This is a genomic window from Solimonas terrae (genome assembly GCF_011067135.1).
Lineage (GTDB): Bacteria > Pseudomonadota > Gammaproteobacteria > Nevskiales > Nevskiaceae > Solimonas > Solimonas terrae.
Genome location: NZ_JAAMOW010000008.1, coordinates 164,203 through 178,425, shown reverse-complemented (window position 1 = coordinate 178,425; position 14,223 = coordinate 164,203). Strand labels below are relative to the sequence as shown.

14 protein-coding genes are annotated in these 14,223 nt (G+C 66.5%); 8 read left to right on the top strand and 6 right to left on the bottom strand.

What is annotated here, in order from left to right; genetic code table 11:
* Positions 1-125 precede the first annotated feature (125 nt).
* Positions 126-401 carry a hypothetical protein gene (locus G7Y85_RS15800; RefSeq protein ID WP_166259345.1) on the top strand — a complete coding sequence of 92 codons (276 nt, stop codon included), beginning with the start codon at positions 126-128 and terminating at the stop codon, positions 399-401.
* 455 nt (positions 402-856) lie between these two features.
* Here the strand turns inward: G7Y85_RS15800 and G7Y85_RS15795 are convergent, their stop codons facing one another.
* Together G7Y85_RS15795 and G7Y85_RS15790 are read right to left on the bottom strand one after the other, a co-directional pair.
* Positions 857-1,696 carry an SDR family NAD(P)-dependent oxidoreductase gene (locus G7Y85_RS15795; RefSeq protein ID WP_166259342.1) on the bottom strand — a complete coding sequence of 280 codons (840 nt, stop codon included), beginning with the start codon at positions 1,694-1,696 and terminating at the stop codon, positions 857-859.
* A gap of 33 nt (positions 1,697-1,729) precedes the next feature.
* The gene (locus G7Y85_RS15790) at positions 1,730-3,238 is read right to left on the bottom strand and encodes a flavin-containing monooxygenase (protein ID WP_166259339.1); all 1,509 of its coding nucleotides are present in this window, start codon (positions 3,236-3,238) and stop codon (positions 1,730-1,732) included.
* A gap of 72 nt (positions 3,239-3,310) precedes the next feature.
* On the opposite strand from G7Y85_RS15790, the gene G7Y85_RS15785 reads away from it, so the two are divergent.
* From G7Y85_RS15785 to G7Y85_RS15775, 3 genes are read left to right on the top strand one after another with little or no spacing between them, the layout of a single operon-like run.
* Positions 3,311-3,970 (top strand): TetR/AcrR family transcriptional regulator, encoded by a 660-nt coding sequence (locus tag G7Y85_RS15785; RefSeq protein ID WP_166259336.1) that lies wholly within the window; start codon positions 3,311-3,313, stop codon positions 3,968-3,970.
* 24 nt (positions 3,971-3,994) lie between these two features.
* The gene (locus G7Y85_RS15780; protein ID WP_166259333.1) at positions 3,995-4,942 is read left to right on the top strand and encodes an alpha/beta fold hydrolase; all 948 of its coding nucleotides are present in this window, start codon (positions 3,995-3,997) and stop codon (positions 4,940-4,942) included.
* Positions 4,943-4,955: 13 nt separating this feature from the next.
* On the top strand, positions 4,956-5,798 hold the full coding sequence (locus G7Y85_RS15775; protein WP_166259330.1) for an alpha/beta fold hydrolase: 843 nt from the start codon (positions 4,956-4,958) through the stop codon (positions 5,796-5,798).
* Here G7Y85_RS15775 and G7Y85_RS15770 read toward each other — a convergent pair.
* Complete coding sequence (locus G7Y85_RS15770; protein WP_166259327.1) at positions 5,795-7,783, bottom strand: AsmA family protein; 1,989 nt, start codon at positions 7,781-7,783, stop codon at positions 5,795-5,797. The two genes, G7Y85_RS15775 and G7Y85_RS15770, sit on opposite strands and share 4 nt — an antisense overlap.
* 223 nt (positions 7,784-8,006) lie before the next feature.
* Positions 8,007-9,449, bottom strand: a complete 1,443-nt coding sequence (locus tag G7Y85_RS15765; protein ID WP_166259324.1) for an amidohydrolase family protein — start codon at positions 9,447-9,449, stop codon at positions 8,007-8,009.
* 211 nt (positions 9,450-9,660) lie between these two features.
* Here G7Y85_RS15765 and G7Y85_RS15760 point away from each other — a divergent pair, with 211 nt between their 5' ends.
* The 4 genes from G7Y85_RS15760 to G7Y85_RS15745 all read left to right on the top strand — a co-directional run bounded on the left by G7Y85_RS15760 (position 9,661) and on the right by G7Y85_RS15745 (position 12,394).
* Positions 9,661-9,864, top strand: coding sequence for a hypothetical protein (locus tag G7Y85_RS15760; RefSeq protein WP_166259321.1), 204 nt, complete (start codon positions 9,661-9,663; stop codon positions 9,862-9,864).
* 85 nt (positions 9,865-9,949) lie between these two features.
* Complete coding sequence (dusA, locus tag G7Y85_RS15755; RefSeq protein ID WP_366514986.1) at positions 9,950-10,960, top strand: tRNA dihydrouridine(20/20a) synthase DusA; 1,011 nt, start codon at positions 9,950-9,952, stop codon at positions 10,958-10,960.
* A gap of 39 nt (positions 10,961-10,999) precedes the next feature.
* Positions 11,000-11,506 (top strand): peptidylprolyl isomerase, encoded by a 507-nt coding sequence (locus G7Y85_RS15750; RefSeq protein WP_194241208.1) that lies wholly within the window; start codon positions 11,000-11,002, stop codon positions 11,504-11,506.
* Positions 11,507-11,629: 123 nt separating this feature from the next.
* Complete coding sequence (locus tag G7Y85_RS15745) at positions 11,630-12,394, top strand: UDP-2,3-diacylglucosamine diphosphatase (protein WP_166259318.1); 765 nt, start codon at positions 11,630-11,632, stop codon at positions 12,392-12,394.
* A 60-nt stretch (positions 12,395-12,454) separates the two neighbouring features.
* Here G7Y85_RS15745 and G7Y85_RS15740 read toward each other — a convergent pair whose 3' ends face one another.
* Together G7Y85_RS15740 and G7Y85_RS15735 are read right to left on the bottom strand one after the other, a co-directional pair.
* Entirely contained in the window at positions 12,455-13,390 is a 936-nt protein-coding gene (locus tag G7Y85_RS15740) for a cation diffusion facilitator family transporter (RefSeq protein WP_166259315.1), read from the bottom strand.
* Between the two features lie 58 nt (positions 13,391-13,448).
* Positions 13,449-14,213 carry a ferritin-like domain-containing protein gene (locus tag G7Y85_RS15735; protein ID WP_166259312.1) on the bottom strand — a complete coding sequence of 255 codons (765 nt, stop codon included), beginning with the start codon at positions 14,211-14,213 and terminating at the stop codon, positions 13,449-13,451.
* Positions 14,214-14,223: the final 10 nt, after the last annotated feature.

The window sequence follows — 14,223 nt, the reverse complement described above, 5'->3', positions numbered from 1 at the left end:
TCTCCAGCGCCGTCGCTGCCGGCCTTGCCTTCTGCCGCCGTCTGCCCTCTGTCGCTGCTTGCTTTGTTTTCCAGCGCCATCTGCCTTCTGTCGCCGCTTGCTCTGGGTTCCACTTCCATCGCGGCTTGCCGCATGCCCTGTACGCGGTCGGCATCGCGCTCGGCGTGCTGATGCTGGCGCCCTTGCCACTGCTCGTCGACAGTGCCGCCGAATGGGCCGGCGAAGCGCACGCCGGCCTCGCCGTCAGCACCTTCTGGCTGGCCGGCAACGCCGGTGCCGCGGCGGTGATCTACGGATTCTCGCAGCTCGCCGATCGCGCGCTGTGGGACTGGGCCGGATTCGCGCTTGCCGCGTTGCTGACCAGCGAAGCCTTGCTCGCGCCGCTGCTGAAGAAGGCGTAAGGATCGCTCCGCCTCGGGTTGAGACGGTCGGATGAGATGGGGCGCCGACGAGGCGCGGCGGGTCGCAAAGACACCCACCTCCCCCAGCCCCTCCCCCCGCAAGCGGGCGGAGGGGAGCGTTACCCGCCGTTGCCGGCTGCAGTCTCCAGCGCCGTCGCTGCCGGCCTTGCCTTCTGCCGCCGTCTGCCCTCTGTCGCTGCTTGCTTTGTTTTCCAGCGCCATCTGCCTTCTGTCGCCGCTTGCTCTGGGTTCCACTTCCATCGCGGCTTGCCGCGATCCGCGAAGCCGTTCTCGCGCGGCAACCGAAGAAGGCCTAAAGCCCTCTCCGCCTCGGGGCGGAGAGGGTTGGGTGAGGTGGGGCGCCGACGAGGCGCGGCGGGCTGCAAATGCACCCACCTCCCCCAGCCCCCGCGAGCGGGAGGGGAGCGTTTCCTGCCTTGACGCCGTTGTCGCTCTCAGATCACCGACTGCCGACGCGTGAACATCATGACCAGACGCTGATAGCCGGACGGGAACAGACGCACGATCAGGTCCAGCAGCTTCGCGTCAGGACCGACCAGCACGCGACGCTTGTTGCCTTCGACGGCCTTGATGATGACGCGCGCGGCGCGATTGGCGGTGGTGATGAACAATTTCTCGAAGTCGCGCTTGGCGCTCTGCTCGTCCTTGCCGAGAAACTTGTTGAGGTCGTCGGTCATGCGCGCCGACCTGGCGATGCCGGTCTTGATGCCGCCCGGATGCACGCTCGTCACGCTGACCGGCTCGCCCTTCATTTCCAGTTCCTGGCGCAGGCATTCGTTGAAGCCGCGCACCGCGAACTTGCTGGCGTTGTAGCAGCCGTTGCCGGGCACTGCGAACAGGCCGAACACGCTCGAGGTATTGATGATGTGGCCCTCGCCCGAGGCACGCAGATGCGGCAGGAACGCCTTGCTGCCGTAGACCACGCCCCAGAAGTTGATGTTCATGATCCACTCGAAGTCGCCGTAGTCGGCGCCGTCGAGCGTGGTGCCGAGCGCGACGCCGGCATTGTTGAAGATCAGATTGACCTTGCCGTGTTCGGCGACAACGGTGTCCGCCCAGGCGTAGACCGCATCGCGATCCGCAACGTCGAGCTTCTGCGAGGTGACGCGCACGCCGCAGCCCTGCAGCAGCTCGACGGTCTGCGCGAGGCCGGCTTCGTTGACGTCGCTGATCGCGACGTGGCAGCCGCGCCCGGCCAGCTCGATCGCCAGCTCGCGGCCCATGCCCGAGCCTGCGCCGGTGATTGCGGCAACCTTGTCCTTGAACGATTTCATGCTTCCCCCCGTTGTCGATTGATGTGAAAACGATCAGGCGCGCGCGGCGCTCGTTGTCTTTTCCAGCGCGTAGTCGGCGAGCCTGAAGCGACGCGTCTTGCCGCGGAACACGAATGTGAAGCCGGGCCAGATCGTCGTGTTGCGGCCGCGTGCGTCGAGATACCAGCTCTTGCAACCGCCCTGATTCCAGATCGCGGCGTTGACGCTGTTCTGCAGCTTGTCGTTGAACTGCTGCTGGACCTCGGCGCGAACATCGACGGCGCGCAGCTGCTTCGCCCGCATCTGGCGTATGCAGTCCATGACATACGCGATATGCGATTCGATCATGAACACCTGTGAAGTGTGACCCAAACCGGTGTTCGGACCCATCAGCATGAAGAAGTTGGGGAAGCCGTGCACGCTGGCGCCGAGGTAAGCCTCGACGCCCTTCTCGTTCCAGCGGTCCCAGAGATCGCGGGCGCCGCGACCGAAGATCGCGCCGCGCGGAATCGGATCCTGCACGGTGAATCCGGTGCCGAGAATGATAGCGTCCACCTCGCGCGCGGTGCCGTCGGCCGTCACCACCGCATCGGCGCGCACTTCCGTGACCTGATCGCTGATGACATCGACGTGCTTTTGCGTCAGCGCTGGGAAATAGTCATCGGAGATCAGCACGCGCTTGCAGCCGATCGTGTAGCTGGGCGTCAGCCGGGCGCGCAGCGCCGGATCCGGCACCTGGCGCCTGAGATGCCGCTCGGCGGTGCGCTGCACCAGCCGCATGAGGGCCGGGTTCACGACAAAGCCGAGCACGCGCGTTTCGAGCATCGCGTACAGACCGGCGCGCATCAGCTTCTGCGTGAACGGCAGCACGCGGAACAGCCTGCGCTCGCCGTCCGAGATCGCGCGATCGGGCTTGGGCATGATCCACGGCGGCGTGCGCTGGTACAGATCCAGATGCGCAAGTTTCGGCACGATCTGCGGCACGAACTGGATGGCGCTCGCGCCGGTGCCGATGACGGCGACGCGCTTGCCGGCCAGCTCGTAGTCGTGGTCCCACTGCGCCGAATGGAACAGCTTGCCCTTGAAGTCGGCCAGACCCGGAATCTTCGGAATCGACGGATTGCTGAGCGCCCCCATGCCGGACACCAGCACGCGCCCCGAGAAACGGCGGCCATCGGCCGTTTCGACACGCCACAGCGCGTGGGTTTCGTCGTAGCGCGCAGCGACGACATTGGCGCCGAAGCGCGTGTGCCCGAGCAGGCCGTACTTGTCGGCCACGCCCTGCAGATAGCGTTCGATCTCGGGCTGCTGCGCGAACATCCGTGTCCATTCCGGATTCTGCTCGAACGAAAACGAGTACAGATGCGACTGCACGTCGCAGGCGCAGCCCGGATAGCGGTTGTCGCGCCAGGTGCCACCGACGCTGTCGGCGCGTTCGAGAATCTCGAAATCCTCGATGCCGGCCTGCTTGAGTCGCACCGCCAGCCCCAGTCCCGAGAAGCCGCTGCCGATGATCAGCACCGACATCGCCCCGCTCTCGCCACCGCCCGCATCGAATGCCATGTTCTCGCCCCTCGTTCTGACAATCAGTGTTGTCACTTTATATTTGACAACGGTTCATGTCAACATTGCCGGATGACGACTTCGAAAACCCCGGCGACCGGTCGGCGCTTCCGCGGGCTCGACGGCCAGCAACGCCAGCGGCAGCGTCGCGAACAGCTGATCGAGGCGGGCCTGCATGCCTTCGGCAGCAAGGGCTATCACAGCGCCGGCGTGCGCGAGATCTGCGGCGAAGCCAAGCTCACCGAGCGCTACTTCTACGAATCCTTCGCCAATCGCGAAGCCCTGTTCCTGGCGGTCTACGAGCACGCCATCGAAACCGTCCGCGCCGCCGTCGTACAGGCACTCGGCCGCTCCGATCGCGATGTCCGCAGCCTTGCCCGCAGCGCGATCCGCAGCTTTCTCGAAACCCTGCGCGACGATCCGCGCCTGTCGCGCATCCTGCTGATCGACGCCTTGACGGTCAGCGCCGATGTCGGTCGCCAGTCGCAGCTGGCCACGCAGAGCTTTGCCGATCTGGTCGGCTCGGTGATCGTGTCGCTGTATCCGCAACTGCCGAAGCAGGATCTCGACATCCAGCTGATCGCCAATGGCCTGGTCGGCTCGACCGTGTACCTGGTCATGCACTGGGCGTTCAAGGGCTTCGACGAGCCGCTGGAGAAAATGCTCGCGCACTGCGTGCTGTTCTACGACGCCGCCATCGCACAGGCCGAGCAGCTCACCGCGGCGAGCTGAACCGATCACAAAAGGGGGAATTTCATGAAGACCGTATTTCGCATCGTCGCTTTCATCTTCGCGCTGGCGATCGCCTACGTCGCCGCCGATCATCTGTTCCCGGCACCGATGTCGAAGGGCGCACTCGCGGTGCAGCACTGGCTTGGAGGCGTCGAGCGCAAGACCCTGCAGATCCCCGGCTTCCAGATCGCCTATCTCGATGGCGGCCAGGGCGAACCGCTGGTGATGGTGCACGGCATCGGCGCGGACAAGGACAACTGGGCGCAGATCGCGCCGTTCCTGCGCGGCAGCGGCCGTCTGATCGCCCCGGACCTGCCCGGTTTCGGCGAAAGCAGCAAGCCGATGGACGCCGACTATTCGATCGGTGCACAGGCCGAACGGCTGGGCCAGTTTCTCGATGCGCTGAAGCTGCCGCGCGCGCATCTGGCCGGCAATTCGATGGGTGGCGCGATCGTGCTCGAATTCGCGCACCTGCACCCGGAACGCGTGCAGAGCCTCTGGTTGCTCGATCCGGCCGGCGTCGGCTCGGCAAAGGAGTCGGAAATGTTCCGCGCCTATCGCGAGAGCGGGCAGTTCCTGCTGTTCGCGAGGACACCCGACGATTTCGCGCACGTGATGAGTCTCGTGATGAGCCGCCAGCCGCCGGTGCCGTACAGCGTCAAGCACGAACTCGCGCTCGCCGCCGCCGGAAACTATGAGCTTCACACGCGGATCTTCCGCGATCTCACCGCCGAAACCCCGCACCTCGAACAGGAGGTCGCCGGCCTGGCCACACCAACCCTGATCGTCTGGGGCCTGCAGGACCGGGTGCTCGATCCGTCCGGCGCCGAAATCCTGCATCAGGCGCTGCCGAACTCGCAGCTCGTGATGATGCCCGGCGTCGGGCATTTGCCGATGCTCGAAGCCCCGCACCAGGCGGCTGCCGATTACAGGAAGTTCCGTGCCGGCCTGCCGCTCGCGAACCTGCGCTGAGTCGGCGTCCGCGATGGATCGGATCGCAACCCGCAGCGTCGAAGCCAACGGCCTGCGTTTCAATGTCGCGGTCGCCGGTGACGGCCCGACCGTCCTGCTGTTGCACGGCTTTCCGGACACGCTGCGCGTCTGGCACCGCCAGATCGGCGTGCTCGCTGCCGCCGGTTATCGTGTCATCGCACCGGACCAGCGTGGCTGCGGCAACAGCGAGATGCCGACCAGCGTGCGCGCCTACCGCCTCGAAAATCTTGCGAACGACATCATTGCCCTGCTCGACGCGCTCGGCATCCACGAACCGGTCCATCTGGTCGGCCATGACTGGGGCGCGGTCGTCGGCTGGCAGCTGGCCATCGAACACGCCGCACGCTTCCGCAGTTTCGCGGTGATGTCGGTCGGTCATCCAGCCGAATATCGACGAGGCTTCGAACAGAAATGGCGCTCCTGGTACATCTACCTCTTCCTGCTGCGCGGACTCGCGGAGCGCCTGATCCGCGCCGGCAACTGGCGCGCGATGCGGACACTGGTCGATGACCCGGGCGAAAACGAGGCGAGGGTCGCGGCACTGTCACGCCCGGGCCGACTGACGGCCGGTCTGAGCTGGTATCGGGCCAACGTCTGGCAGGTGCTGACACGTCGTTTCGGTACAACGCCGCTACCCGTGTTCGGCATGTGGAGCGATGGTGACTTCGCGCTGGCCGAAAACCAGATGCGCAATTCGGGGCGACACGTCACCGGTCCCTGGCGCTACCAACGCATCGAAGGCGCGTCGCACTGGTTGCAGATCGACCGTGCCGACGACATCAATCGCCTGCTGCTGGCTTGGTTCGCGGCACCGTCGGACGGATTTCCCGCCTAGGGCTTTTGAGGGGCCGGTGGCGCCTGTCGCAGATCCTTGATCATCGCGACGCAGTCGTTGTCCTCGCCCAGACCGAGCTGAATCGTCGGAATCAGCGCGGCGAGCGGCGTCAGCAAGACGCCGAGCGCCGTCGCGACCCCGCCGCGCAGTGCCAGCGCCCCGGCTTCCGGCCGGATGCGCGGCGAGCGTAGCGGGCCGGTGATGCCGATCGGCGCCGCCAGCGAGCCGATATTCATCCGCTTGGGCTGCGTGCGAATCCTGTAGTCGATCGTTTCGTGCGTCAGGTCGATGCTGCCGGTGCCCAGCAGATTGGCTTCCGAGGTATCGAAGAGCGCGGTATTGGTCGTGATCTGGCCGTCGTCCAGACCCAGATCGACGACCATGCAGCGCAGCTTCGCGCGCCTCGGCAGGCCGAGCGCTGAAATCAGCGAGTTGCCGAGATCGAGACCGGCCAGATTGACGAGCAGCGCGCTGATATCACCGCCGCTCATGAACAGCTTCAGGCTGCCGTCACCGGCACCGAGCATTGCCGCGAGCGAATTGCCGTGGGTGTCGAGCGTCGCGCGACCGCCGATCGTGCCGGTGCCGCGAAAGATCGTGAGCTTGTCGACGATCTTGCTGAAATCGAGCTGACGGAAATCCAGATCGGCTGTCGCGTGAACCGGACTGCGGCGTCCGTCGAGCGCGACATCGGCGACGACGCTGCCCTTGCCGACCCCGAGCTTCAACGGCTTGACGCTGATCAAGCCGTCGTCGATCGCCAGATGCGCATCGAGCGTGTCGATCGGCATCTTGTTGCTCTCGATCTTCGCCACGTCGTAGTGCACGTCGAGGTCGGCGGCGCGGATGCGTGGCAGCGCAATCGGCGTGTCCGGCAGCAACTTGCCACGCCTGGCCTGCGTGGCGCGCGAGGCCTTCTGCTCGGCGCTGTCATTCGGCGCATCGGCGGCGCCCGGCGTCGCGCCGACGAAGCCGGACAGATCGCTCCACACCACCCTGCGGGAATGCGCGAGGATGCTGATCTTGCGGCGCCGAGTCCCGCTTGCGGGAATCACGCTGACGTTGCCGGCGATATCGCTTTGTCCGTAGTGGCCATCGATCCGGCGGAAGCGGATCGCGCCGCTGGCGCGGTCATAGTCGAGATCGCCGGCAATCCGGTACGGCGGTGACGGAGGCAGCGGCACACCGGTCAGCGGATACAGATCGGCCAGGCTGTTGCCGCGAAAGTCGAGCGTCAGCCTGGCGCCGGCGAACGCCAGAGGATTGACCAGGGTCCCGTTCAGCGTGACCTGGGTATCGCCATTCTCCACGCGCAAGTCGACCGGATACGGCGTTGCCGGATCGCGCAGCGACAGCACCGAGCCGCCGACGAACCGGCCGTTGATCGGCGCATCGGCGTAGCGACCGCTGATGTCGACGCGCAGTGCGGGTTCCCCGCCCCGCTCGCGCGCCTCGGTGCGGATCTTCAGGCGGAAATCGGACTTCAGGGTCGGCTCGACGATGTGCACGTCGCCGTCGCGAATCGTCAGGCTGCCGATGTCGATCGCCGGCGGCCTGCCACCCGGCTGTTCGTTCCCCTTGCTCTGCAGGGCATCGAAAACATAGTTCGGTTTTCCGGAAGGCCCGGGGCCGAGCTCCGCCACGGGCCTGTCGATTTCGACATCCAGCAACGACAGCCGGCCCTTGAACCACGCCCAGGGATCGAGATGAATCGCCAGGCGCTCGACGCTGGCGAGATGGCTGTCGTTCGGAAAGTCCGGCGGATTGGCGACGGCAATTCCGTCGACGATGATCCAGGGATGCCAGCGCAGCTTCACATCGAAATGCGCCAGCGTGACCGGCCGACCCAGGACCGACGACACCTCACGCGCGATCAACGGTCGAAACCAGTTCCAGTCCCACAGCGCGATCAGCAGGACCAGGGCCGACACCAGACCCGGCACGACGTACCGCATCACGCGTCGCTGCGATTTTTCTGGCGCCATTGCCGACTCCTGAGCCAATCAGGCTTGCCGGGCATGGTTGCCGGCCGATACTGAGCCTGCGCTGACGCGCGCCCGATCGCTGCCGGCAGCCGCGGTCGCCGTCTCGGCGTCGCCCCCTCAATGTCGGCGCGCGCAAGCTGCGCATCGAGCCGCTGCGGAACAAGGCAGGAACTGGTCGCAGCCGGACCTTCCGACGCCGGCCCGGGCGCTTGACGCAATGCCTTCAGTTCCGGTCCGCAGCAGCCGCCGCCTGATCGCGAAGCTGCTGCAGCGCAAGCGACGACAGCAAGTGTCCGCCGAAGATGACCGCCTCGATGCGACGGGTGTTGCGGATATCGGCGAGCGGATCGGCATCGAGCAGCACGAGATCGGCGCGCAAACCCGGCGCTATGGCGCCGGTCTCGTTCTGCAGGCCGAGATACTCCGCGGCGTTGCGGGTCGCCGCCTGCAGGGCCTGCATCGGCGTCAGCCCGGCGTCGACCAGCGCCGCCAGTTCATCGTGCAGACCAAAGCCCGGCCATGCATACGGGTCCGGGCTGTCGGTTCCCGCGAGAAAGCGCACGCCGGCCCGCAGCATCGCCGGAATCATGGCGCGGTCCATCTCGTAGGAGCGCTGCTCGATCTCGCGATCTTCGGCGTCGCGATTCTGGATGCGGCCGTCCTGGCGAGGGTCCCAGCGGATGCGCTGCGATCGCTGGATGTAGCGCAGGCGCGGATCGCCGGCGATCGCCGGGTCCGGCTGCGCGAAGAAGCGCCGCTGCACCAGCGTCGGCACCTGCCAGGTGCCGTTGCGGGCAAAGCGCGCGAACAGGGCATCGGCCTTCTGCGGATCGTAGCTGTCGAGCACGCCGCGCAGATAGTCGCGCCGCAAGCGCCGGCGCTCGTCGGCGTCGCTGCTGGCGAGCATCGCCGCCTTCTCGCGCATCAGCCCGTCTTCGCGGCTGGAACAGGCGAACAGCACATTGAACAAGTGCTCAATGCTCTTCTGGCCGGCGTCGGACGCTTCTCGCGCCGACACCGAGAACGGCACGTGGCCGGCGAACGGCATGCCGAGTCGGCGCGTCGTGTCGGCGATCGCGAAATAGGCATCGCGCGGCAGTCGGTTGTAGACCTTGATGAAATCGGCGCCCTGCGCATGCAGCTCGACGACCGTGGCCTCGGCCGACGCGGCATCGGTGACGACGCGGCTCAGATGCGGCAGAACCGGATACGGGCCATCGACCAGCGGCCCCGCTGCAAACAGGTGCGGACCGAGCCGCGTGCCGTCCTCGACCTCGCGCTTGAGCCGTCCGATTTCGGCCAGCGGCAGTTCACCGCCCATGTCACGGACGCCGGTGATGCCGTTGGCGATCAGCAACGGGAAATACGTCTCCACGCGCCCCGGCCGCATCAGATGCACATGCATGTCCCACAGTCCCGGAATCAGGAAACGGCCGCGACCGTCGACGAGCTGCGTGCCGGCCAGCAAATGCAGGGTTTTGGCCGGCGTCACCGCCGCGATCCGGCCACCCTGCAGGAGCACACTCATGTCAGTCTGCGGTCCGCCGCGCCCATCGATCACGGTTACGTGCGTGATCGCCAGCGCTGCCGGCTGGGCAAAGGCGGCCAGCGCCGGCAGCGCCGCCAGCGTCAACGCCGCGATCGATCGCAACCTGGAGATGGCCATGTCGACTCCCGCAGCGTGCGCCTCGAGTTTGCTCGACAGCGAGTATGAGCCGAACAGGCAGCTGCACGGACGCGCTGTCCGACCGGCCTTCGATCTCGCAGACAGGCCGCCGAAGGCGGCAGGAATCCGACGGACGGCGAAACGCCGGCTTGTGCGGCGGACCGTCGCTTGGCAAGCTGCAACGGCCTGCAGCCATGCCGTAGGAGGAGATATGCAAGAGCCGCAAGACCGGCCGGCAAATCCGGAAGGCCCGTCGACGCCAGTCGCGGTCGAAGCGCCCGCGCATCCCTGGCTCGATGCGCTGACCGAGCCGTTTGCCATCGAACTCGCCGAGCCGCCGCCGGATGACCCCGATGCGACACCGCGGCCGCGCTGCGGTGCCCAGATCAGCACCTGGTGGACGCGCCTGATCTAGCTGGCCGGAACGCCACATCCGGCAAAGCCGGCGCCGACCCTTCGTCTTCGCCGATAATGCGCGTCCGCCGTCAGCCGTCGAAGCCGTGTCGCGCCCCACCCTGCCCCCGCCGAACCCCTGGCGCTTCTGCGTTGCGCCGATGCTGGACTGGACCGATCGTCACTGCCGGTACTTCCTGCGTCAGATCTCGCAGCACGCACGCCTCTATACCGAGATGGTGACGACCGGTGCCATCCTGCATGGCGACCGTACGCGCTTCCTGCAATTCGATGCCGTCGAGCATCCGGTCGCGCTGCAGCTGGGCGGCTCCGATCCCGTGGCGCTGGCTCAATGCGCCGCCATCGGCGAGCAGTTCGGTTACGACGAGATCAATCTGAACTGTGGCTGTCCGTCCGATCGCGTGCAGGGCGGCGGCTTCGGTGCCTGTCTGATGAACGAACCGGAACAGGTCGCCGCCGCGGTGCGCGCGATGCGCAGCGCGACGTCCCTGCCCGTCACCGTCAAGCACCGGATCGGCGTCGACGATTCGGACGAATACGAGTTCATGCAACGCTTCGTCGCGACGGTTGCCGACGCCGGTTGCAAGGTCTTCATCGTGCACGCCCGCAAGGCCTGGCTGAAAGGCCTGTCGCCGAAGGAAAATCGTGAAATCCCGCCGTTGCGCTACGAGGCCGTGCACCGTCTCAAACTGGCGTTTCCGCAGCTGACGATCGTGCTCAACGGCGGCCTGCGTGACGTCTCGCTGGGTGAACTGCAACTGCAGCACGTCGACGGCGTGATGATCGGGCGTGAGGTCTACGAAAACCCGTACTTCCTCGCCGAGGTCGACGCACGCCTGTTCGGCAACGGCCGCCCCATTGCCGCGCGCGACGAGATTCTCGCGCACATGATCGACTACGCCGCGCGCGAACTCGAACGCGGTGCCGCGCTCAACCATATCACCCGCCACCTGCTCGGACTGTATCGTGCGCAGCCGGGTGGCCGCGCCTTCCGGCGCGTGCTCTCGGAAGGTGCGCACCGGCCGGACAGCGACGCCCGCTTGCTGCTGGCGGCACGCGAGGCGATGGACGCGTTACCATCCTCGGCTGCGGCCTGAATGCCGCAGTTTTCTACAAACGATAAAACCGGAATTGCCATGACCACCGACATCACCCGCGTCCGCATCGACACCACGCACGGCGCGATCGAACTTGAACTCGACGCCGCGAAGGCGCCGAAGACCGTTGCCAACTTCGTCCAGTACGCCAACGACGGCCACTACGACGGCCTCGTCTTTCACCGTGTCATCAAGGGCTTCATGATCCAGGGCGGCGGTTACGATGCAAGCTACGACCAGCGCAAGACGCGTGCGCCGATCGGCATCGAATCGGCCAACGGCCTGAAGAACGATCGCGGCACGATCGCGATGGCGCGTACCTCCGATCCGAATTCGGCGACCTCGCAGTTCTTCATCAACCACGGCAACAACGACTTCCTCAACCATCCGGGCCAGGACGGCTACGGCTATGCGGTGTTCGGCAAGGTCAGTGCGGGCATGGACGTGGTCGACAAGATCGCCGAAACGCCGACCGGTTCGGCGCGTCCCTTTGGTCGCGACGTGCCGGAAACGCAGGTCGTGATCGACAAGGTCACGGTGATCTGAGCTGCAAGCCTCCGCATTGCGAGCACGGCGAAGCAATCGAGCAGTGCCGCTGGATGGCTTCGTCGCTACGCTCTTCGCAATGACGACCTCCAGGCGGTGCCTGCTCAAGCTCGGGTCCGGCGCATGATTTTGCTGCTATCCGATTTGCATCTGCCGGACGAGCCCTCGCCATTGCGCGAGGGCTTTCTGCATTTTCTCGAGGGTCCGGCGCGCGATGCCGATGCGGTCTACATCCTGGGCGACCTGTTCGAATACTGGGTCGGCGACGACGTCGGCCTGAAAAACCATGCTGCCGAGGTCGCCGCACTGGCGGCCTTGCATCGAAGCGGCGTGGCGCTGTACTTCATGGCCGGCAATCGCGACTTCCTGATCGGTGCCGGCTTTGCTGCCGCAACCGGCGTCACGCTGCTGCAGGACCCGCAGGTCCTCGAACTTGGCGGCACGCGCACGCTGATCTCACACGGCGATCGCTACTGCACGGACGATGTCGGCTATCAGCGCTGGCGCCGCTTCTCGCGCAATCGCCTCGCGCAATGGCTGTTCATGCGCCTGCCGCGCCGGCGCCGCCTCGCAATCGCCGGCGGCCTGCGCGAAAAGAGCGGCGCCGAAAAGCGCAACAAGGCGTCGGCGATCATGGACGTCAACGAAGACGCGATCCGCAACGCGATGCAGCAACACGGTGTCAGCCGCATGATTCATGGTCACACGCACCGCCCGGCCGATCATCTGCTGCAGTTGCGTGCCGGCGCCCGCGCGATGCGCATCGTGCTAGCCGACTGGCATCCGGACCACATGGAATACCTGTCCGTCGACGCGTATGGCGTCTGCGTACGACGGCGCATCGAAACGTCGCCGCCGTCCACCGCAACCGCCTACAGAGCCCGCTAGCAGCGCCCGGCCCGCCAACGCCTCGCGAGGTGGACGCAGTGCGGTCGGACCGCACAGACCTCAGGACACGCAGGCGCGCGGCGTCGTGCAGGCGCTTTCCTCGATCTGGATCGTGCTGTGCTCGATACCGAAGCGGGTTTCGAGCAGGCCGTGGATCGCCATCAGAGCGGCATCCCGACCAGCGTCGGCGCGCAGCGTCGCATGCAGGGTCACCACCGTCTTGCTGTCGCTCAGCGACCAGGCGTGCACGTGATGGACGCTCTCAACCGCGTCGACCCCGGTTTCGAGCGCGTCGATGATCGACCGCTCGTCGAGACCCGGCGGCGTACCTTCGAGCAGTACATGTGCCGATTGACGCGCAATGTGCCAGCCGGTCCGCACCATCACCAGGGCAACGAAAGCCGACAGCAGCGGATCGGCGATCATCCACCCGCGCCACCAGATCAGGGCGCCGGCCAGCAGGGCCGCCGCGCTGCCGAGCAGATCACCGAGTACATGCGCCAGCGCACCGCGCACATTGAGATTCTGTTCGCCGCCGGACAGGATCGCGAACGCGAGCAGATTGACGACCAGGCCGAGCACCGCGATCAGCATCACCACGCCACCCTGCACGCTGGCCGGCTGCCACAGGCGCAGCATGGCTTCGATCAGAATCCAGGCCGACAGGGCCAGCAGGCCCACGCCATTGACGAACGCCGCCAGCACCTGCCAGCGGTGATGGCCGTAGCTCATGCTCGGCGTCGCCGGTCGCCGCGCGGCGCGGACGGCAAGAAACGCCATCGCCAGCGACGCCGCGTCGGTCAGCATGTGCGCGGCGTCGGCAAGCAGCGCCAGCGAACCGGCAATGAGGCCACCGGCGACTTCGGCGAACATGAACCCGCCGGTCAGCAACAGCGCCAGCAGCAGCTTGCCTTCCGACGCATGGGCACCGTGATCATGCGTGTGGCCGTGATCGTGGTCATGACCGGCGTGGTCGTGGGAATGGTCGTGCGGCATCGGAGCGCGATCGGTAGCGGGGCGGCCTATCCTAACAGCGCGAGAGGCCCGACCGGCATCATGTCGTCGCCAGTTCCGCGTCGACGAAGCCGGCGGCATGCCGGGCCGGCAGATTCAGCGGCGGACGCAGGCGTACGCCATGCTCGATCAGCAGCGTCCGGAAAGTCGCCGCGGCATCGAGCCCCCGCTGCGCGCAGAGGTAGCGGAACCAGCGCGTGCCGATTTCGACGTGGCGAACCTCCTCGCGCAGGATCAGTTCGAGAATCGCGACGGTCTCCAGATCACCGACCTTGCGCAGGCGCGCGATCATGCCCGGCGTGACATCGAGCCCGCGCGCTTCGAGCACGCGCGGCACCAGCGCCATGCGCAGCAACGCGTCGTGCGCGGTCTTCTCGGCCGCCTCCCACAGACCGTTGTGCGCGGCGAAATCGCCGTAGTCGAAGTCCAGCATCTGCAGGCGCGCACGCAGCATCGCGAAATGCCGTGCCTCGTCCTGCGCAACGCCGAGCCAGTCGGCGTAGTAGCGCGTCGGCAGGCCGGCGAAGCGCCAGCCTGCATCAAGTGCGAGATTGATCGCGTTGAATTCGATGTGCGCGATGGCGTGCAGCAAGGCGGCGCGGCCCTCGACCGAACCGAGTGCACGCTGTGGCACGTCGTGCGGGTGAATCAGCGCCGGCCGCGCCGGCCGACCGGGAACCGGCCGTGGATCGTCATCGACATCGTCGACCTCGTTGCCGCCCAGGGCGGCGACGCGCCGGCATTTCTCGGCCGGATCGGTCTCGACCAGCGCGGCATGCCAGGCCCGGCGCGTGCGCATGTCCATGGTTAGGGCC